The sequence below is a fragment of the Sphingomonas sp. jy18 genome (assembly GCF_056931895.1).
This window is the reverse complement of sequence record NZ_JBXPBT010000002.1, coordinates 179,929-197,415: the sequence shown is the minus strand read 5'-3', so window position 1 is coordinate 197,415 and position 17,487 is coordinate 179,929. Positions and strand designations below refer to the sequence as shown.

General features: G+C 66.5%; 18 protein-coding genes and 1 riboswitch. Of the genes, 8 read left to right on the top strand and 10 right to left on the bottom strand.

Going from position 1 to position 17,487, the window contains the following annotated elements; translation table 11 throughout:
• From AC0QC4_RS06080 to AC0QC4_RS06050, 7 genes are all read right to left on the bottom strand, one after another.
• Positions 1–930, bottom strand: a complete 930-nt coding sequence (locus tag AC0QC4_RS06080; protein WP_483658840.1) for a right-handed parallel beta-helix repeat-containing protein — start codon at positions 928–930, stop codon at positions 1–3.
• Between the two features lie 89 nt (positions 931–1,019).
• Positions 1,020–2,003: a phytanoyl-CoA dioxygenase family protein gene (locus tag AC0QC4_RS06075; protein ID WP_483658839.1), complete on the bottom strand. Its 984-nt coding sequence runs from the start codon at positions 2,001–2,003 to the stop codon at positions 1,020–1,022.
• 51 nt (positions 2,004–2,054) lie between these two features.
• Complete coding sequence (locus AC0QC4_RS06070) at positions 2,055–2,408, bottom strand: hypothetical protein (RefSeq protein ID WP_483658838.1); 354 nt, start codon at positions 2,406–2,408, stop codon at positions 2,055–2,057.
• A gap of 100 nt (positions 2,409–2,508) precedes the next feature.
• Positions 2,509–5,121: a methionine synthase gene (gene metH / locus AC0QC4_RS06065; protein ID WP_483658837.1), complete on the bottom strand. Its 2,613-nt coding sequence runs from the start codon at positions 5,119–5,121 to the stop codon at positions 2,509–2,511.
• 110 nt (positions 5,122–5,231) lie between these two features.
• Complete coding sequence (locus AC0QC4_RS06060; RefSeq protein WP_483658836.1) at positions 5,232–6,278, bottom strand: homocysteine S-methyltransferase family protein; 1,047 nt, start codon at positions 6,276–6,278, stop codon at positions 5,232–5,234.
• Positions 6,275–7,219: a methylenetetrahydrofolate reductase [NAD(P)H] gene (gene metF / locus AC0QC4_RS06055; RefSeq protein ID WP_483658835.1), complete on the bottom strand. Its 945-nt coding sequence runs from the start codon at positions 7,217–7,219 to the stop codon at positions 6,275–6,277. Before metF ends, AC0QC4_RS06060 begins: the two co-directional genes overlap by 4 nt.
• A complete protein-coding gene (locus AC0QC4_RS06050; protein ID WP_483658834.1) occupies positions 7,216–8,250 on the bottom strand; it encodes an ArsR/SmtB family transcription factor in 1,035 nt (344 codons plus the stop codon). Before AC0QC4_RS06050 ends, metF begins: the two co-directional genes overlap by 4 nt.
• A gap of 254 nt (positions 8,251–8,504) precedes the next feature.
• Between AC0QC4_RS06050 and AC0QC4_RS06045 the strand changes: the two genes are divergently transcribed.
• The 6 genes from AC0QC4_RS06045 (at position 8,505) to AC0QC4_RS06020 (ending at position 11,078) form a co-directional block, all read left to right on the top strand.
• Positions 8,505–8,753 (top strand): hypothetical protein, encoded by a 249-nt coding sequence (locus AC0QC4_RS06045; RefSeq protein WP_483658833.1) that lies wholly within the window; start codon positions 8,505–8,507, stop codon positions 8,751–8,753.
• Between the two features lie 118 nt (positions 8,754–8,871).
• On the top strand, positions 8,872–9,108 hold the full coding sequence (locus AC0QC4_RS06040) for a hypothetical protein (protein ID WP_483658832.1): 237 nt from the start codon (positions 8,872–8,874) through the stop codon (positions 9,106–9,108).
• Positions 9,109–9,222: 114 nt separating this feature from the next.
• Positions 9,223–9,519: a hypothetical protein gene (locus AC0QC4_RS06035; RefSeq protein ID WP_483658831.1), complete on the top strand. Its 297-nt coding sequence runs from the start codon at positions 9,223–9,225 to the stop codon at positions 9,517–9,519.
• An 85-nt stretch (positions 9,520–9,604) separates the two neighbouring features.
• Positions 9,605–9,685, top strand: a riboswitch (ZMP/ZTP riboswitch).
• 20 nt (positions 9,686–9,705) lie between these two features.
• The gene (locus AC0QC4_RS06030; protein WP_483658830.1) at positions 9,706–10,386 is read left to right on the top strand and encodes a DJ-1/PfpI family protein; all 681 of its coding nucleotides are present in this window, start codon (positions 9,706–9,708) and stop codon (positions 10,384–10,386) included.
• Between the two features lie 18 nt (positions 10,387–10,404).
• Positions 10,405–10,623 carry a tautomerase family protein gene (locus AC0QC4_RS06025; protein ID WP_483658829.1) on the top strand — a complete coding sequence of 73 codons (219 nt, stop codon included), beginning with the start codon at positions 10,405–10,407 and terminating at the stop codon, positions 10,621–10,623.
• On the top strand, positions 10,620–11,078 hold the full coding sequence (locus tag AC0QC4_RS06020) for a DMT family transporter (RefSeq protein WP_483658828.1): 459 nt from the start codon (positions 10,620–10,622) through the stop codon (positions 11,076–11,078). The genes AC0QC4_RS06025 and AC0QC4_RS06020 overlap by 4 nt, the downstream gene beginning before the upstream one ends.
• A 2-nt stretch (positions 11,079–11,080) precedes the next feature.
• Here AC0QC4_RS06020 and AC0QC4_RS06015 read toward each other — a convergent pair whose 3' ends face one another.
• Positions 11,081–12,262 carry a hypothetical protein gene (locus tag AC0QC4_RS06015; RefSeq protein WP_483658827.1) on the bottom strand — a complete coding sequence of 394 codons (1,182 nt, stop codon included), beginning with the start codon at positions 12,260–12,262 and terminating at the stop codon, positions 11,081–11,083.
• Positions 12,263–12,349: 87 nt separating this feature from the next.
• On the opposite strand from AC0QC4_RS06015, the gene AC0QC4_RS06010 reads away from it, so the two are divergent.
• Positions 12,350–12,961: an aspartyl/asparaginyl beta-hydroxylase domain-containing protein gene (locus AC0QC4_RS06010; protein ID WP_483658826.1), complete on the top strand. Its 612-nt coding sequence runs from the start codon at positions 12,350–12,352 to the stop codon at positions 12,959–12,961.
• Positions 12,951–13,478: a GNAT family N-acetyltransferase gene (locus AC0QC4_RS06005; protein WP_483658825.1), complete on the top strand. Its 528-nt coding sequence runs from the start codon at positions 12,951–12,953 to the stop codon at positions 13,476–13,478. The genes AC0QC4_RS06010 and AC0QC4_RS06005 overlap by 11 nt, the downstream gene beginning before the upstream one ends.
• A 46-nt stretch (positions 13,479–13,524) precedes the next feature.
• Here the strand turns inward: AC0QC4_RS06005 and AC0QC4_RS06000 are convergent, their stop codons facing one another.
• Together AC0QC4_RS06000 and groL are read right to left on the bottom strand one after the other, a co-directional pair.
• Positions 13,525–15,510 carry a potassium transporter Kup gene (locus AC0QC4_RS06000; protein WP_483658824.1) on the bottom strand — a complete coding sequence of 662 codons (1,986 nt, stop codon included), beginning with the start codon at positions 15,508–15,510 and terminating at the stop codon, positions 13,525–13,527.
• 233 nt (positions 15,511–15,743) lie between these two features.
• Positions 15,744–17,387, bottom strand: coding sequence for a chaperonin GroEL (groL, locus tag AC0QC4_RS05995; RefSeq protein WP_483658823.1), 1,644 nt, complete (start codon positions 17,385–17,387; stop codon positions 15,744–15,746).
• Between the last annotated feature and the right edge of the window lie 100 nt (positions 17,388–17,487).

The window sequence follows — 17,487 nt, the reverse complement described above, 5'->3', positions numbered from 1 at the left end:
CTACTCGCGCCGCTCGTAGCGCGCCACGCCCGCGCCCAGCGTGTTGGCGCCCAGCGCCAGCCGCTCGCCCGACCAATCGGCGACGAAGAAGGTGCGCCGCGACACGCCGTCGACGATGCGCGCGGTGTTGTTCTCGATCGCGAGGCCCGCCGACGGGTGGTCACGGCCTTCGGCAGCGACGGCGATGAAGGCCGAGTAATTTTCCTTGTCCTCGCCCTGGATGAACAGATTGTCGGCGATGCGGCCGGTCGCGCCGGCAGGCAGGTCGATCATGTAATTGGTCGCCGTGCCCTGCGTATCGTCGAAGCTGTTGTCGACGATGGTGGCGCGGACGGCGCGGCTCTTGATGTAATGGCCGCCGCTGCCGCGTTCGAAGCGGCTGCGGGTCACCGTCAGGCTGCCATAATCGCCGATGTAGATCGAATGGGCGCACGGGTGATCGCCGCAGCGGCCGAGCCGGCTGAAGGTCGACTGGTCGATGCGGATCTGCGCGCCGGGGTCGGCCGCGGTCAGGATGCCCTGCTCGCTGTTGCGGAACAGGGCGTTGAGCACGGTAAGATCGCCCTGTTCGAGCCGGATGCCCGCGCCGTTGAGATCGGGCACGCGCATGTTCTGGAAGATGATGCCGTCGACGGTTGCGCCCTCGCCCCGCAGAACCAGCGCTGCCTTGCCCTCGCATTCCACCCCGTCGAAGATCGCGGTTCCGGCCTGCGCCGCGCGGAAGGTGACGACACCCGCCGTCTGCACCGCGCATTCGCGATAGGTTCCGGGCGCAAGCAGCACGGTGCCTTCCCCGTCGCCGATGGCATCGACCGCAGCCTGCACACTGCGGAAGTCGCGCCGCAACTCGGGCACCGAAACCGGTTGCGCCGTGGCGAGCGTGGAGGTGAGCGCGATGGCGATGACGAGCAGGAGGCGGAAGAAGGTCATGCTCGCCGCCTTAGCGTGTGGGCCAGTGCGGCTCCACGGGCAAACCCGCTGCCCGTCCCAAGGCGGGATGGGGCGTTAGCCATCGTAGGTCATAACCATTCGGCCTGCGCAGCAAGATCTGGCGGGTACATGGTGAGATACTGGACCAGACGGGGCCTCGGCCCAAGGTTGGGGCTGGCCCCGTGCGGCAGATCCTGCCGCCAGATCACCAGATCGCCTGCCCTGCCGGGGATGCACTCCGCCTCGGCCGACAGGTCGATACCGCGGGGATCGGCACCATCGAGGCCATCCAGCCAGCCGTCGATGCGATGGTGGAACCCCGGAACGGCGCGGAAGGCGCCCTGATCGGCGGCGGTATCGCTGAGATAGAGCAGTGCCTGCGTGGCGAAGGGGATCGGCCGGACGAGGCTGACGTCCCAGTGCAACGGCGCGCCGCGAAAACCGCACGACGCGGTCACCGGCGCGTTGAAGCCGACCAGATCGATCGCCATCCACAGGTCCGCGTTGCCCCATAGCTGGGCGAACGCCTTGTGTATCCGCGTATGGGCGCGCACGGCATCGAGCGCGGGATGACGGTAGAACGGGATCATGATGCCATCGGCCGCGTCGGCCACCCAACTCGCGGGGTCGTCCGGACGGGCTCCGGCCGCATCCCAGACGACTGCGGCCGCTGCGGCCACCATGTCGGGCGGGATCGCGTGGCGCAGCACGATGATACCACGCTCGTCCCAGCGGGCGAGATCGTCGGCGTCGAACACCGGCGGCATCGCGTCGATAGCGGCCAGCATCGCGCGCGCTCGGTCACAGGGCGGGCGCCCTTCGTGAAAGGCGCAATAACGGTCCAGCAGCAGCCCGTCCGACGGCCCGGCGGTGTCGATAATCCAGCGGCAGAATCGAGCGAAGTCGGGCCGCGTTTCGAGCAGGAAGCGCAGCACCTGCCGGTTGCCGAGGCCGAGCGTGTCGAACAGCAGCCGGTCGGCGATGGCGTTGGCCGGACCGACGCTTCCGCCATCGACCAACCGCGACCAATAGGCACGCAGTCCGGGCAGATGATGCAGGTCGCTGCTGTCCATGCCCGCCTCGCTACCGTGCGCGGGATAGGCGGTGCAACCCTGGCTGCGGACTCAGTGCTGGCTGAAGGATGCCATGCGCTCGACCGGCAGCAGATGCACCCTGCGCACGTCGATATCCACCATCTCGCCCACCACCGATGGCAGCCGGTGCAGCGGGCCTGTCACTTGTGCCGGATCGCCGGCGACCAGCATGTGCAATTCGGTCTGATCGTCGGTCACCAGCGCCGACAATATGGCGTGCGAGCGGATCCAGCCGGCCAGCGCCTCGCCTTCGGCGTCCTCGTGAAAGCTCAGTTCTTCGTCCTGGACATGATCCTTCAATGTCAGCGAGACAAGCGTCATCGCGCCATGCGGCGACGCCAAGGACAGGCGCCTGGAAAACCAGGCGAAAATGGAGGTAAACATCGGGGGGAGCAATCTTCGTTTTTGTTGCGCGTGAAACCGTTTCGCCGGCTCGTCCGGCGTGGTTACAGCCTTGCGAAATATTGCTGTCCGCCGCCGTGTCTCAATCGAGATTCGGCCTGAGCCAGCGGCGCACGGTCTCGATGTCCGCCCCCCGGCGCACGGCATAGTCCGCCGCCTGCTCCTCGCCGATGCGGGCGACACCGAAATAGGCGGCTTCGGGGTGGCCGAAGTAGAAGCCGGAAACGGCGGCGGTCGGCCACATGGCGAAGCTCTCCGTCAGCGTCAGCCCGGCATTGGCGGGCGCGTCGAGCAGGTCGAACAGGATCGGCTTGAGACTGTGGTCGGGACAGGCGGGATAGCCCGGCGCCGGGCGAATACCGCGATATTCCTCCCGGATCAGCGCCTCATTGGTCAGCTGCTCACCCGGCGCATAACCCCATAATGTTGTTCGCACATGCTGGTGGAGGCGTTCGGCGAACGCCTCGGCGAACCGGTCCGCCAGCGCCTTGAGCAGGATGTCCGAATAATCGTCATGGGCGGCGCGGAACCTCTCGAGATGCGGCTCGATGCCGTGGATACCGACCGCGAAGCCGCCGATCCAGTCGCCGTCATGGTCGATGAAGTCGGCAAGGCACATGTTGGCGCGCCCCTCGCGCTTGGCGATCTGCTGGCGCAGGAAGGGCAGGCGGACATGCGCTTCGGCGTCGATGTCATGGAGGATGACATCGTCGCCATCGCGACGGCAGGGCCACAGGCCTGCGACGCCACGCGCGGTCAGCCATTGTTCGTCGATGATTTTTGCCAGCATCGCCTGCGCATCCGCCCAGAGCGCACGCGCACTTTCGCCCACCACCTCGTCGTCGAGGATCGCGGGGAAATTGCCGTGCAATTCCCAGGCGCGGAAGAATGGCGTCCAGTCGATGACCTCGGCGAGATCGGCAAGGTCCCAGTCGGAGAAGACATGGACACCGGGCTGCTCGGGCGGCGGCGGCTTGATGTGCATGTCGGCGACAAACGCATTGGCGCGGGCATCCGCCAGGCTGGCAAGGATGCTCTGCCCCTTGCCTTCGCGGACGTCACGGACGTGCTGATAATCGGCCGAAATGGCACCGACATAGTCCTCGACCCCGGTGTCGCTGACCAGCGCGGTGGCGACGCCGACAGCGCGGCTGGCGTCGAGGACGTGGATCACCGGCCCCGCATAGGCCGGGTCGATGCGCAGCGCGGTATGCACCTTGGAAGTCGTCGCGCCGCCGATCAGCAAGGGGATGGTCATGCCCGCCCGCTGCATTTCCTCGGCAACCGTGACCATCTCGTCGAGGCTGGGCGTGATCAGGCCGGACAGGCCGATGATGTCGGCATCATTCTCGTTCGCGGCCTCCAGGATCTTCGGCCATGGCACCATCACGCCAAGGTCGATCACCTCATAGCCGTTGCACTGGAGGACAACGCCGACGATATTCTTGCCGATATCGTGCACATCGCCCTTGACCGTGGCCATGACGATGCGGCCCTTGGCACGCGCACCCTCTTCCTTTTCCGCCTCGATGAACGGGATGAGATGGGCGACGGCCTTCTTCATCACGCGCGCGGACTTGACCACCTGCGGCAGGAACATCTTGCCCGAGCCGAACAGGTCGCCGACGACGTTCATGCCGTCCATCAGCGGGCCCTCGATCACCTCGATGGGGCGACCACCGCGCTCGCTGGCGGCGAGGCGGGCCTCCTCGGTGTCCTCGACGACCCAGGCGTCGATGCCCTTGACCAGCGCATGTTCGAGCCGCTTGGTCACGTCCCAGCCGCGCCATTCCTCGGCGGCCTTCTCCTGTTCGGGGCTGCTGCCCTTGAACCGCTCGGCGAGCGCGATCAGCCGGTCGGTCGCGCCTTCGTCGCGGTTGAGGATCACATCCTCGCAGGCGGTGCGCAATTCGGGATCGATGGTGTCATAGACATCGAGCTGCCCGGCATTGACGATGGCCATATCCAGCCCGGCGGGAATGGCGTGATAGAGGAACACCGAGTGCATGGCGCGCCGCACAGGCTCGTTGCCGCGGAAGGAGAAGCTGAGGTTGGAGAGGCCGCCGGAGATATGGACGTGCGGGCAAAGGCTGCGGATCTCCCGCGCGGCCTCGATGAAATCGACGGCGTAGTTGTTGTGCTCCTCGATGCCGGTGGCGACGGCAAAGATGTTGGGATCGAAGATGATGTCTTCGGGCGGGAAGCCGATACCGGTGAGGAGGTTGTAGGCGCGCGAGCAGATCTCGACCTTGCGCGCCTTGGTATCCGCCTGCCCCACTTCGTCGAAGGCCATGACGACGACAGCCGCGCCATAGGCCATGCACAGGCGCGCCTGCGCAAGGAATGGCTCCTCGCCTTCCTTCATCGAAATCGAGTTGACGATCGGCTTGCCGGGCACGCACTTCAGCCCCGCTTCGATCACGCTCCATTTCGAGCTGTCGATCATCACCGGCACCCGCGCGATGTCCGGCTCGGCAGCGATCAGCTTCAGGAAGGTCGTCATCGCATGATGCGCGTCGAGCAGGCCCTCGTCCATGTTGACGTCGATGATCTGCGCGCCGTTCTCGACCTGCTGGCGCGCAACCTCGACCGCGCGGGCATAGTCGCCGGCCATGATCAGCTTCTTGAACGCCGCCGAGCCGGTAACGTTGGTGCGCTCGCCGATGTTGACGAAGGTGGAGGAGAGGTTGGTCATTATATTCTCCCTCTCCCCTTCAGGGGAGAGGGCCGGGGAGAGGGGCAGTCCCGTCCGGCCATCTGTTGCATTGCGGGAGACTGCCCCTCTCCCTTAAAGGGGAGAGGGAACTAGGCCGCCATCGTGAAGGGTTCGAGCCCCGCCAACCGCGTGCGCACATCCACCTGCGGCAGCGATCGTGCAGGCAAACCCGCCACCGCCTTGGCCATCGCGGCGATATGTGCGGGCGTCGAACCGCAGCAGCCGCCGAGGATGTTGACCTGTCCGGCCTCGGCCCATTCCCTGACCAGCGCGGCGGTCTGTTCGGGCAACTCGTCATAGGCGCCGAGTTCGTTGGGCAGGCCGGCGTTGGGATAGACCATGATCAGCGTGTCGCAGAGCCCTGCGAGCGTGCGGACATGCGGGCGCAGTTGCTGCGCGCCGAAGGAGCAGTTGAGGCCGATGGTGACCGGCCGCGCGTGGCGGACCGCGTGCCAGAAGGCTTCGACCGTGTGGCCGGAGAGGTTGCGGCCGGAAAGATCGGTCAGCGTCATCGACAGCATCACCGGCACATCTTCACCACGCGCCACGCCGGCCTCATAGGCGGCCATGATCCCCGCCTTGGCGTTGAGCGTATCAAACACGGTTTCGATCAGGATGAAATCGACGCCGCCATCGAGCAGCGCGTCGATCTGTTCGCGGTAGACCGATTTCAGATAATCGAAGTCGATTTCGCGATAGCCGGGGTCATTGACGTCCGGGGAGAGCGACAGGGTCTTGTTGGTCGGGCCGATGGCGCCGGCGACGAAGCGGGGGCGGCCGTCCTGCGCCGCGAAATCGTCCGCCGCCTTGCGCGCGATGGCGGCCGATGCGACATTGATGTCCCGCACCAGGGCTTCCGCGCCATAATCGGCCTGGCTGATGCTGTTGGCGGAAAAGGTATTGGTCGAGACAATGTCCGACCCTGCGCTCAGATAGGCACGCGTGATCGTGTTCGGCACCTCGGGCAGCGTCAGCGCGAGAATGTCGTTATTGCCCTTCTGGTCGTGCGATAGCCCGAGCGACCCGGCATATTGCGCCTCGGTCAGCTTCCAGTTCTGGATCTCGGTGCCGAATGCGCCATCGGTGAGGAGGATGCGCTCGCGCGCGGCGGCGAGCAGGCGGTCGCGGGCGGTCATGCGGCTTCGTCCTTGATGGCCGGGGCGGCGCGCATCCCCAGCATGTGGCAGATGGCGTAGGCGAGTTCGGCGCGGTTGAGCGTGTAGAAATGGAAATTGCGCACGCCGCCCGCATAGAGGCGGCGGCACAGTTCGGCAGCGACCGTTGCCGCCACGAGCTGGCGCGCGGCGGGCAGATCGTCGAGGCCGTCGAACAGCCGCGCCAGCCAGGGCGGGACTGCGGTGCCGCACATCGCGGACATGCGCGCGACGCTGGCGAAGTTGGTGACCGGCATGATCCCCGGCACGATTTCCGCACCGATGCCCGCTGCGGCTGCCGCATCGCGGAAGCGGAAGAAGGTATCGGGCTCGTGGAAGAATTGGGTGATTGCGCGCGTCGCCCCGGCGTCGAGCTTGCGCTTGAGATTGTCGAGGTCGGACTGGGCGCAATCCGCATCCGGGTGGGTTTCGGGATAAGCGGCGACCGAGATTTCGAACGGGTGCATCGCGCGCAGGCCCGCCACCAGGTCGGCCGCGCCGCTGTACCCTTCCGGGTGTGGCATGAACTTCGCACCGGCCACCGGCGGATCGCCGCGCAGCGCGACGATGTGGCGCACGCCCGCCTGCCAATAGGCGTCGGCAACCTCTGCAATCTCGGCCTTGCTGGCTTCGACGCAGGTCAGATGCGCCGCCGCAGGAATGGCGGTCTCCCGGGCGATGCGTGCGACCGTGGCGTGGGTGCGTTCGCGCGTCGAGCCGCCCGCGCCGTAGGTGACCGAAACGAAGCGAGGGCCCAGCGGTGCCAGCGTCTCGATCGACGCCCACAGCGTCTCGTTCATCTTCTCGGTCTTGGGCGGGAAGAATTCGAAGCTGACGCCAATGTCGCCCGACAGGTCGGCAAACATCGGGCTGGCCGCGGCGCGTCTGGCTTCGGAAATGGGGGAGACGACGGGATCGGTCATGCGGCGGCCCTTCTGAGCGTCGGTTCGGTGGAGGCATCGCTGCGGCGCCGGCCCAGCCAGATCTTGACGGTCAGCGCGCCGCCAGTCAGCGAATCGGTGGTTTCGAGCAGCAGCCCGGCAGAGGCAAACCAGCCCCTGATCTGGGCATCGGAGAAGCCGAGCCGGGCATGTGCCGCATCACGGCGCAGTTCCTCCCGCTCGTGCGGTGCAAAATCGGCAATCAGCAGATGGCCGCTGCCGCGCAGCACCCGCGCCGCCTCGGCGATCACCAGATCGGGCGAGGTCGCGAAGTGCAGCACCTGGTGCATCACCACCGAATCGACGCTGGCAGCGGGCATCGGCAGCGCCGTGAAATCGCCCTGCACCAGCTCGACCGGCAAGGCCGCGCCGGCCAGCCGCGTGCGCGCCACACGCAGCATTTCCGGGCTGCGGTCGAGCGCGGTGACGCGCGTGGCGGCCGTGCTGAAAATCTGTGCCATGCGCCCGGTGCCGGTGCCGATGTCGAGCAGATGCCCGACGCGCCGGTTTTTCATCAGCGCCAGAATGGCGCGCTCCACCTCCTCCTCCGCGACATGCAGCGAACGGATGGCATCCCATTCGTCCGCATGCAGCGCGAAATAGCGGGCAGCCGCCGCTTCCCGTTCCGCCTGCACTTCGGCGAGACGGCTGCGGTCGGCACCGATCTGGCGCGCTTCATCTTCGGACTGCGGCGCGGAATCGATGAACTCGAGCAGGCTGTTGACCACCGCCGTCCGCGCCAGACGCACGAACACCCAGCTCCCCTCCCGGCGGCGCTCGGCAATGCCCGCTTCTTCCAGGATTCGGATGTGGCGGGAAACGCGCGGCTGGCTCTGGTCGAGCAGCTGGGCGATCTCGCCCACCGCCAGCTCATGCACCCGCAGCAGCGACAGGATGCGCAAGCGCGATGAATCGGACAGCGCCTGAAACAGGTCGAGCAGCGCCCAGCCGGAGTCGCCCGGCGCCGCAACGGGGCCGGCAGGCACGGTCTGTAGGGGCTCGACGACGGTCATGCATCCTCATATAAACTTTTCTTTATATGGGTCAATGACGCAGCAGCGCCATCAAATCCTACTAAAAAGCTTGATAAATTGCAGATTCAGGTGCGCCGTTGCACTCGGCTCATCCTTTTTGCGCGACGGCGCAATAAAATCCGTTGCACGGCCCAAAACGACCCGATAAATCGCCGCCTGTTGGTTGCGGGCCCGGCGCGTAAGCGCACGTGCAGTGTCCAGCCAAAGATTTGCTCTAGAGGGGTGTTCACACCATGAAGAAGATTGCTCTGTCGCTCGTTCTCGCCACCGGTCTCGGCCTCGCCGCTTGCTCGCAGCCGGCTGAAGAAGCTCCTGCCACCGAAGAAGCAGCAACCACCGAAGCCGCTCCGGCTGAAGGCGCGATGACCGAAGCCGCTCCGGCTGAAGGCGCGATGACCGAAGCTGCTCCGGCTGCTGAAGGCGCGATGACCGAAGAAAAGGCCGCTCCGGCCGAAGGCGCGATGACCGAAGAAAAGAAGTAAGCTTCTTTTTTTCGCGTTCAGCGAAACCGATAAGGGCCGTCACCTGCAAGGGTGGCGGCCTTTTTCGTTCTGGCGGAACCGCGCTTGGATAGGCTAGCGGGACTGCGGGAGGTCGGATGTGCGACTGACAATGATGTTCATTCCGGCAATGGCCACACTGGCTGCATGCAGCGCGCAATCCCCTGACGATGCGCAAGTCGGCGGGCTGACCAGCGGCGAGCTGGAGCAGCTCGAATCCGCGGCCGATCGCGTCGATGCGCGCGCGCCCTCACCGGCAGCGGCAGATGCGGCGGCGATAGAGGCGCAGTCGCGCGCCGAACTGGAAGCGCAGCGGGCCGACAGCCGCAACCGATAACCCGCACGTCCCGTCTTGCACGATCTTGCGGTGCTGCTTAAACGCGGCCCGGACGATGACATCCGCTCGCCGGGCGATCGCCCGCCGGGATCATCGCGCTACAGGAGGAAAGCCATGAAGACCACTTTTGCGATGACCATCGCCGCTGCCGCCCTGGCGCTGACCGCCTGCTCGCAGCAGACCCAGGACGCCGCTGAAGCAACCGCCGATTCGGCTGCCGCCGACGCCGAGAACACCGCCGAAGCTGCCGACGCTGCGCTCGACAAGGCTGCCGAAAACGCCGATGCCGCTGCCGATCAGGCCGGTGCTGCGGTCGAAGGCGCCGCTGCCGACGTAAAGGACGCTGCCGGTGAAGCCGCTTCCGACGCCGGCGACGCGCTGAAGAGCGCTGGCGAAGACATGAAGAAGTAAGCCCGCACAGGCTTCGAAAGGTTGAAAGGGGGGCGTGCCGCGAGGCGCGCCCCCCTTTGCTTTGGGCGAAGCAAGCGCTAGGCAAGGCCCTGTCCGCAACTGGCGCAAGAGGTGGCCTACCACCGGGGAGCGGACGCGATCACTGCCGCGCGCCTGGGCATCCATTGCTAAAGCGAGGAGTCCGCCATGACCGCAGCGCCCTTCACCATCGTTTTCGTGCTTTTCGATCAGGTAACCCAGCTCGACTTCACCGGGCCGGCCCAGTTCCTCTCCCGTCTGCCCGGCGCGCGGCTGCATGTTGCGTCTGCCACGCTGGCGCCGGTCATGACCGACTGCGGCTTTGCGATTGTGCCGACCGTCAGCTTCGCGGATTGCCCGCAGGCCGATCTGCTATGCGTGCCGGGCGGTGCAGGCGTTGCCGCTGCCCTGGGCCAGTCGCCGCTCATTAACTTCGTGGCAGCGCAGGGCCGGTCGGCACAGTGGGTGACCAGCGTCTGCACCGGCGCCTTCATTCTCGGCCGGGCCGGCTTGCTGCAGGGCAGGCAGGCCACCACCCACTGGGGCTATACGCAATTGCTCGATCGGGTAGGCGCACGGCATGCACCCGGTCGTGTCGTGACCGACGGGACGACCATCACCGCCGGCGGCGTCACATCCGGGATCGATTTCGCGCTCACCGTCATCGCCGCCGTCGCTGGCGAAGAGGTCGCGCGCACCGTCCAGCTCGCGCTCGAATATGATCCCGCCCCGCCTTTTGCCGGCGGCACGCCGGAGACCAGCCCGGCGGACACCGTCTCCGCCCTGCGCAGCCGCTTCTATGATGCCGCCGCCGCGCGCATGGCCGCCGCGCTCGATTTGCCGCTCTGACCAGGAAGGATCGCCACTATGCCCTTTGTCAACATACGCATCACGCGCGAAGGCGCGACACCGGAGCAGAAGGCGCGCCTGATCGAAGGCGTCACCGATCTCCTCGTCGACGTGCTGGGCAAGAACCGCGCCACCACCTTCGTCATCATCGACGAGGTCGAGACGGATAATTGGGGTGTCGGCGGCGAAGCGGTGACCGCCATCCGCCGCCGTGCCGCAGCAGCGAAGCCGCAATGAGCAGCTCGGGCTGGCCCGCCTACGCGGCGATCATGCTGCTCGCCGGCATCGGCATACCGATATTGGCGGGGCTCAATGCCGGGCTCGGCGTGCGCATTGGCAGTGCCCCGGCGGCGTCGGTCATCGCCCTCGCCGTCGCGATGACCACCGCTCTGGTGACCACGCTCGCCACCGGCATGGTGCCGCGCGGCGTGGCGTGGAGCGGCATTGCCCCGCATTTCTACCTCGGCGGGCTGTTCATGGCCTTCTATCTGTTGTCGATCACTTTCATCGCGCCGAAGTTCGGCGTCGGCAACGCAGTGTTCTTCGTGCTGCTGGGGCAGATCGCCAGCGCAGCAGCGATCGACCATTTCGGCCTGTTCGGCGCAGACCAGGCCAGCATCGGCGGCACGCGCATGCTCGGCATCGCATTGATGGCCGTCGGCGTCTTCCTCGCGCGCAAGCCGATCGCCTAGGTTCAGGAACCTTGGCGCTGCTGCAGGCGCGCGCAAGCCGACGCGATATGCTGCGCCGCCAGAGCGCGCAGTTCGGGCGATGCCTGCTGCTGCTTGGCAGCGGTATCCGGCGCGAAGTGCGCGTCTGGCACCTTGGCATTGCGCTGCCCGGCCGCTGCCAGCGCCGCCTGCGCCGCCGCGTCCGGTTTCACCCCGAAATGCGGCAGCAGACGCTGCGCCACCGCGTCCGGCAAGGTCCGGTATTCGATGGCGATGCCCCCGCCGTTCGCCAACCCGTCCGCTGCCGCATCGCAGATCTGCCCCAGCAGCCAGCCGAGATGCGCATCATGGCCGATGCCGGGCGGCGCGGCGATGCCGAAGGCGTCGAGCGGTATCAGGCCCGGCACCGCATGAAAGCCGGGCATGCGCTGCTGGGACACCAGCACCTCCACCGGGTCACGGTGCAGGAACACCCAGGGCGTGTCCACGAACAGCCCGCGCAGCATCGGCAGCGCCAGCGCGTGCCAGCTATCGAGCTTGATAAAGCGATGCCGGGCGCCGCTGCCGCCGCGATCCCGCGTCAGCGCTGCGGCCATGTGGCGGATGGCAGCGGGCGGCACGTCGCCGCGTGCCGCCAGTTGGATGACATTATCGAGCGGGGGCGGCTCGGAGACCACGATGCTGCCCGGCAGGCTGACCAGCATCTGCGCGACCAGCGTCGAGCCGCACCGTGACATATGGAAGATCAGCCCATCGGGCAGCGGCGCGGCGTCAAAGGCGGCAAGCGCCGCCAACGGCGTGACGCAGCGCATCAGCCGGTTGAACGGCAGCGCCCGGGCGCGGCGGACCGAATCCTCGTAGAACGGCCGGTCGAGCGCCTCTCCGGCGAAATGCAGCCATTCGACATATGGCGCATCGGCCGTTCCGGTCACGGCAACCGGCAGCCAGTGGCGCGGCGGAACCGCCTCATCGGGCACCGCCGGCGCGGCGAACCGGCCGAGGCCGAGCCGGTCGGGCACCACCGCACGGTCGAGGGCCGCCACGTCGATCGCCAGCCCGTGCCGGGCGGCGAAGGCAGCCGCAGCCGCAGCAAAGCGGTCCGGTTCGATCATCGGAGCGAGCGCCAGCGCGGCGTCCTCATTGGCGAACAGCAGCGCGCGCAGGCGGGCCAGCGCTGCCGGCCGGTCGTCGATTAGCTCCGCCATCCCTGCTCCACCCTGCTCATCCCCTTGCAACGCGCGCCCTGCCCCCGGGATTGCCCTCCGTTGCACTACGGTTAGAAAGCAAAGCCTATGCCTCGACAAGCGCAAGACAACAGCGACGTGCACACAGGGCGGCCTGTCCCCGACCGGGTGCGGCTGCCGCTCGGCTTCGATGTCGCGGCGATGCAAGCCGATCTGGCGGCGCTGGAGCGGCAGGACTGGACCGCCCATTTCGTCACCGCCAACTACAGCGGGCAATGGGATGTGCTGCCATTGCGCGCGCAGGCGGGCGCGACGCATCCGGTGATGATGATCTATTCCAACCCCACCGCAAGCGCATGGGTCGATACGCCGATGCTCGCCCACGCCCCCGCCTTTGCCGCCGCGATTGCCGCCTTCGCCTGCCCGGTCGAGGCGGTGCGGCTGATGCGGCTGACCCCGGGCAGCGTCATCCACCAGCACCGCGACCATGATCTCGACGCCGCGGAAGGCCGCGCGCGCATCCATGTGCCGGTCACCAGCAATCCCGGCGTCAGCTTCCTGCTCAACGGCACTGCGGTGCCCATGCACCCCGGCGAAACCTGGTACCTGCGCCTCGCCGACCCCCACAGCGTCCGCAACGATGGCGCGAGCGACCGGGTGCATCTGGTGATCGATGTGCAGGTCAACGACTGGCTGGAGGGGATGTTGCATGGGTGCTGACGTGGGCCATGCCGATGGCGGGGCTTCTGCAGGGGGCAAGGCCGCCAAGCTGACAATTCGTCGCTTTGACGACAGTCTGACCGCCGATTTCGAGCGGATCAACCGTCAATGGATCGAGGCGATGTATGAGCTGGAGCCGCCCGACGTCGATCAACTGACACGCCCGCGCGAACGGATTGTCGCTCCGGGCGGGGACATATTGTTCGTCGAGCATCCGGCGCTGGGTATCATCGGCACCTGCGCGTTGCTGAAGGTCGCGCCTGGGATATATGAGCTGATCAAGATGGGCGTTACGCCGGAAGCGCGCGGGTTCGGTGCGGGCGACAGGCTGCTCACCGCGGCGATCGCCCGGGCACAGACGCTGGGGGCCGAGACATTGTTCCTGCTGACCAATACCAAAAGCGCGACGGCCATTCGCCTCTATGAACGCCACGGCTTTGTCCATGATGCGCAGATCATGGCGGACTATGGCGCGGAATATGCGCGCTGCGATGTGGCAATGCGGTGGCGGGGGTGACGAGCTAGGAGGCGGGAGAGGCAGAAGCGTCTCCGGCCCCTCCCCCCTACACCACCACCTGCACGCCCAGCTCGACCACCCGTCCCGCCGGGATCTGGAAGAAGTCCGTGGGGTCGGCGGCGTTTCTCTGCAGGAAGATCAGTATCTGGTCCTGCCAATAGGGCAGCCCTTCGTCGCGTGAGGCGCGCAGGCTGTTGCGGCCGATGTAATAGCTGGTCTTCATCGGCGTGCCGAAGGGGGAAGCCTGCCCTTCCGCAAGGCCCAGCGCGGCGGGCACGTCGGGGGTGTCCATGAAGCCGAAGCGCAGCACGACGCGGGTGAAATTGTCGTCGATGCGTTCGCTCGCCACCCGCTCCTCCGGCGGCACATGCGGCACGCTCGCGGTCTTGACCGTCGCGACCAGGTTGCGCTCGTGCAGCACCTGATTGTGCTTGAGATTGTGCAGCAGCGCGCTCGGCACCACGTCGGGGTTGGCCGTAAGGTAGACGGCGGTGCCCTTCACACGGCTCGGCGGATGCGCCGACAGGATGGTGGCCATGTTGCCCATCGGCACCGAATGCTCCGCCTCATAAGCCGCGATCAGCCGCTTGCCGCGCACCCAGACATAGATGGTGAGCCCGATCATCGCGCCGACCAGCAGCGGCACCCAGCCGCCTTCGACCACGCGCAGCGCGTTGGCGCCGAAGAAGATGAGATCGAGCAGCAGCAGCGGGGCGATCAGCAGCAGCGCCTTGGGCAGGCTCCAGTGCCACAGGCGGGTGATGACGACGAAGGCGAGGCAGGTGGTGACGACCATCGTACCGGTAACTGCGATGCCATAGGCCACCGCCAGCGAGGACGAGGTCTGAAAGGCAAAGACCAGCGCCAGCACGCCGACCAGCAGCAGCCAGTTGATCACCGGCAGATAGATCTGTCCGGCATGGCCCGCCGAGGTCTGGGCGATGCGCATGCGCGGCAGCAGGCCGAGCTGGATCGCCTGCTGGGTGAGCGAATAAGCGCCAGTGATCACCGCCTGGCTGGCGATAATGGTGGCGAGCGTGGCGAGGATGACCAGCGGCACGCGCAGCGATTCCGGTGCCATCAGGAAGAACCAGTCCTGGTTCTGGAAAGTCGCGCCGGCGGCCTGCGCTTGCTCGAGCGCGGCGAGCGCGAAGGCACCCTGCCCGAAATAGTTGAGCGTCAGCGCCGGGAACACCAGCAGGAACCAGCCGAGCCGGATCGGGAAGCGACCGAAATGGCCCATGTCCGCGGTCAGCGCCTCGGCACCGGTAACGGTCAGGAACACTGCGCCGAGCACGAGCAGGCCGATCATGCCGTGGGTCAGCAGAAAACTGACGGCATGGTGCGGGGAAATCGCCTGCAAAATCGCCGGTTCGTCGCCGATATGGTAGAGGCCGAGCGCCGCCATGGCGAGAAACCAGACCACGCAGATCGGCCCGAACAGGCGGGAGACCGCTTCGGTGCCGCGCGACTGGATGGCGAACAGCGCGATCAGGATGGCAGTGGTAATGCCGAGGATCGTGCGCTGGTCGATCGACCCGCCGACGCCGGGGACCGACTTGAGCCCCTCGACAGCAGACAGCACCGACAGCGCCGGAGTAAGGATGGCGTCGCCGTAGAACAGCGCCGCGCCGGCGGCACCGAGCGCGAGCACCACGCCGGTGCGGCCCCCGGTCGCGCGGCCGGCGAGCGCCAGCAGCGCCAGCACCCCGCCTTCCCCCTGATTGTCGGCGCGCATCAGGAACAGCACATATTTGACAGTGACGACCAGGATCAACGACCACAGCGCCATGCTGAGCACACCCAGGATTTCGGCCTCGCCGATGCCTGTCGGGCTGGCCTGGTGCAGCGCCTCGCGGAAGGCATAGAGCGGGCTGGTGCCGATATCGCCGAAGACGACCCCGATGGCGCCGACGGTGAGCGCGGCGACGGCCGCTGGGCGATGCCGCTGGCCGGGCGCATGGCCCTCTACTTCGCCGTAACCGGCGCGCTGGAATGGATCCTCTGCTACGTTCGAACCGACAGGCTGCATGGCCGCCTCCTCATGGATGGGGCCGCGCCCATACGCCTGCCATTTTGCGCTGCAATATCGTTGCGTGCAATCGACAGTGCACAAACTGCAAAGTCGAGTATCGCACAAGACAAGCACCATGCAAAAAGGCCGGCGGGATTGCTCCCGCCGGCCCTTCTGTCTGTGCTTCGACCGGAAGGTCGAGTGACTTTGGACCCCCAGATCAGGTCCGGGGTGACGACCTTATGGGGTCATCAGAAGTCCATGCCACCCATGCCGCCCATGCCGCCGCCCGGCATCGCCGGGGCTGCCTTGTCTTCGGGCAGCTCGGCAATGGTGGCTTCGGTGGTGATCAGCAGGCCGGCGACCGACGCGGCATTCTGCAGCGCGGTGCGGACGACCTTGGTCGGATCGATGACGCCGGCGGCGACGAGATTCTCATACACGTCGGTCGAGGCGTTGAAGCCGAAGCTGGTGTCGGTCTGGTCGAGCAGCTTGCCCGAGACGACTGCACCGTCATGGCCGGCGTTGGTCGCGATCTGGCGGACCAGCGCGGTCAGCGACTTGCGGACGATGTCGACACCGCGGGTCTGGTCTTCGTTGACGCCGGTCAGGCCTTCGATCGCCTTGGTGGCATAGAGCAGCGCGGTACCGCCGCCGGGGACGATGCCTTCTTCTACTGCGGCGCGGGTGGCGTGCAGGGCGTCATCGACGCGGTCCTTGCGCTCCTTGACCTCGACTTCGGACGCACCGCCGACCTTGATCACGGCCACGCCGCCAGCGAGCTTGGCGAGGCGCTCCTGCAGCTTCTCACGGTCATAATCGCTGGTGGTGGTTTCGATCTGCGCACGGATCTGCTCGACGCGGCCCTTGATGGTGTCCGCATCGCCAGCACCGTCGACGATGGTGGTGTTGTCCTTGTCGATGGTGACGCGCTTGGCCTGGCCGAGCATGCCCAGGGTCACCGACTCCAGCTTGATGCCGAGGTCTTCGGAGATCATCTCGCCCTTGGTCAGGATCGCGATGTCCTGCAGCATCGCCTTGCGGCGATCGCCGAAGCCCGGAGCCTTGACGGCAGCAACCTTCAGGCCGCCGCGCAGACGGTTGACGACCAGGGTCGCCAGCGCTTCGCCTTCGATGTCCTCGGCGATGATCAGCAGCGGACGGCCCGACTGCACCACCGCTTCGAGGATCGGCAGCATCGACTGCAGGTTCGACAGCTTCTTTTCATGGATGAGGATGTACGGATCGGCGAGTTCGACCGTCATCTTTTCGGGGTTGGTGATGAAATAGGGCGACAGGTAGCCGCGGTCGAACTGCATGCCTTCGACGACATCCAGCTCGAAATCGAGGCCCTTGGCTTCCTCGACGGTGATGACGCCTTCCTTGCCGACCTTTTCCATGGCTTCGGCAATCTTTTCGCCGACTTCACGGTCGCCGTTGGCGGAGATGATGCCGACCTGGGCGATCTCGCTCGAGCCCGAAACCGGCTTCGAACGCGACTTGATGTCCTCGACGACCTTGGCGACGGCGAGATCGATGCCGCGCTTCAGGTCCATCGGGTTCATGCCGGCCGCGACCGACTTCATGCCTTCGCGCACGATGGCCTGCGCCAGCACGGTGGCGGTGGTGGTGCCGTCACCGGCGACGTCGTTGGTCTTCGATGCGACTTCGCGCACCATCTGCGCGCCCATGTTCTCGAACTTGTCCTTGAGTTCGATTTCCTTGGCGACGGTGACGCCGTCCTTGGTGATGCGCGGAGCGCCGAAGCTCTTGTCGATCACGACGTTGCGGCCCTTCGGCCCCAGCGTCACCTTGACCGCGTCGGCGAGGATGTCGACGCCGCGCAGAATGCGTTCGCGGGCGTCACGGCTGAATTTTACGTCCTTGGCTGCCATGTGAAATTCCTTTCGACTGTCTGAATTCGCCATTCCCGCGAAGGCGGGAACCCATCACCGGATTATGCGCAATGCACTGACATCGGCTGGATCCCCGCCT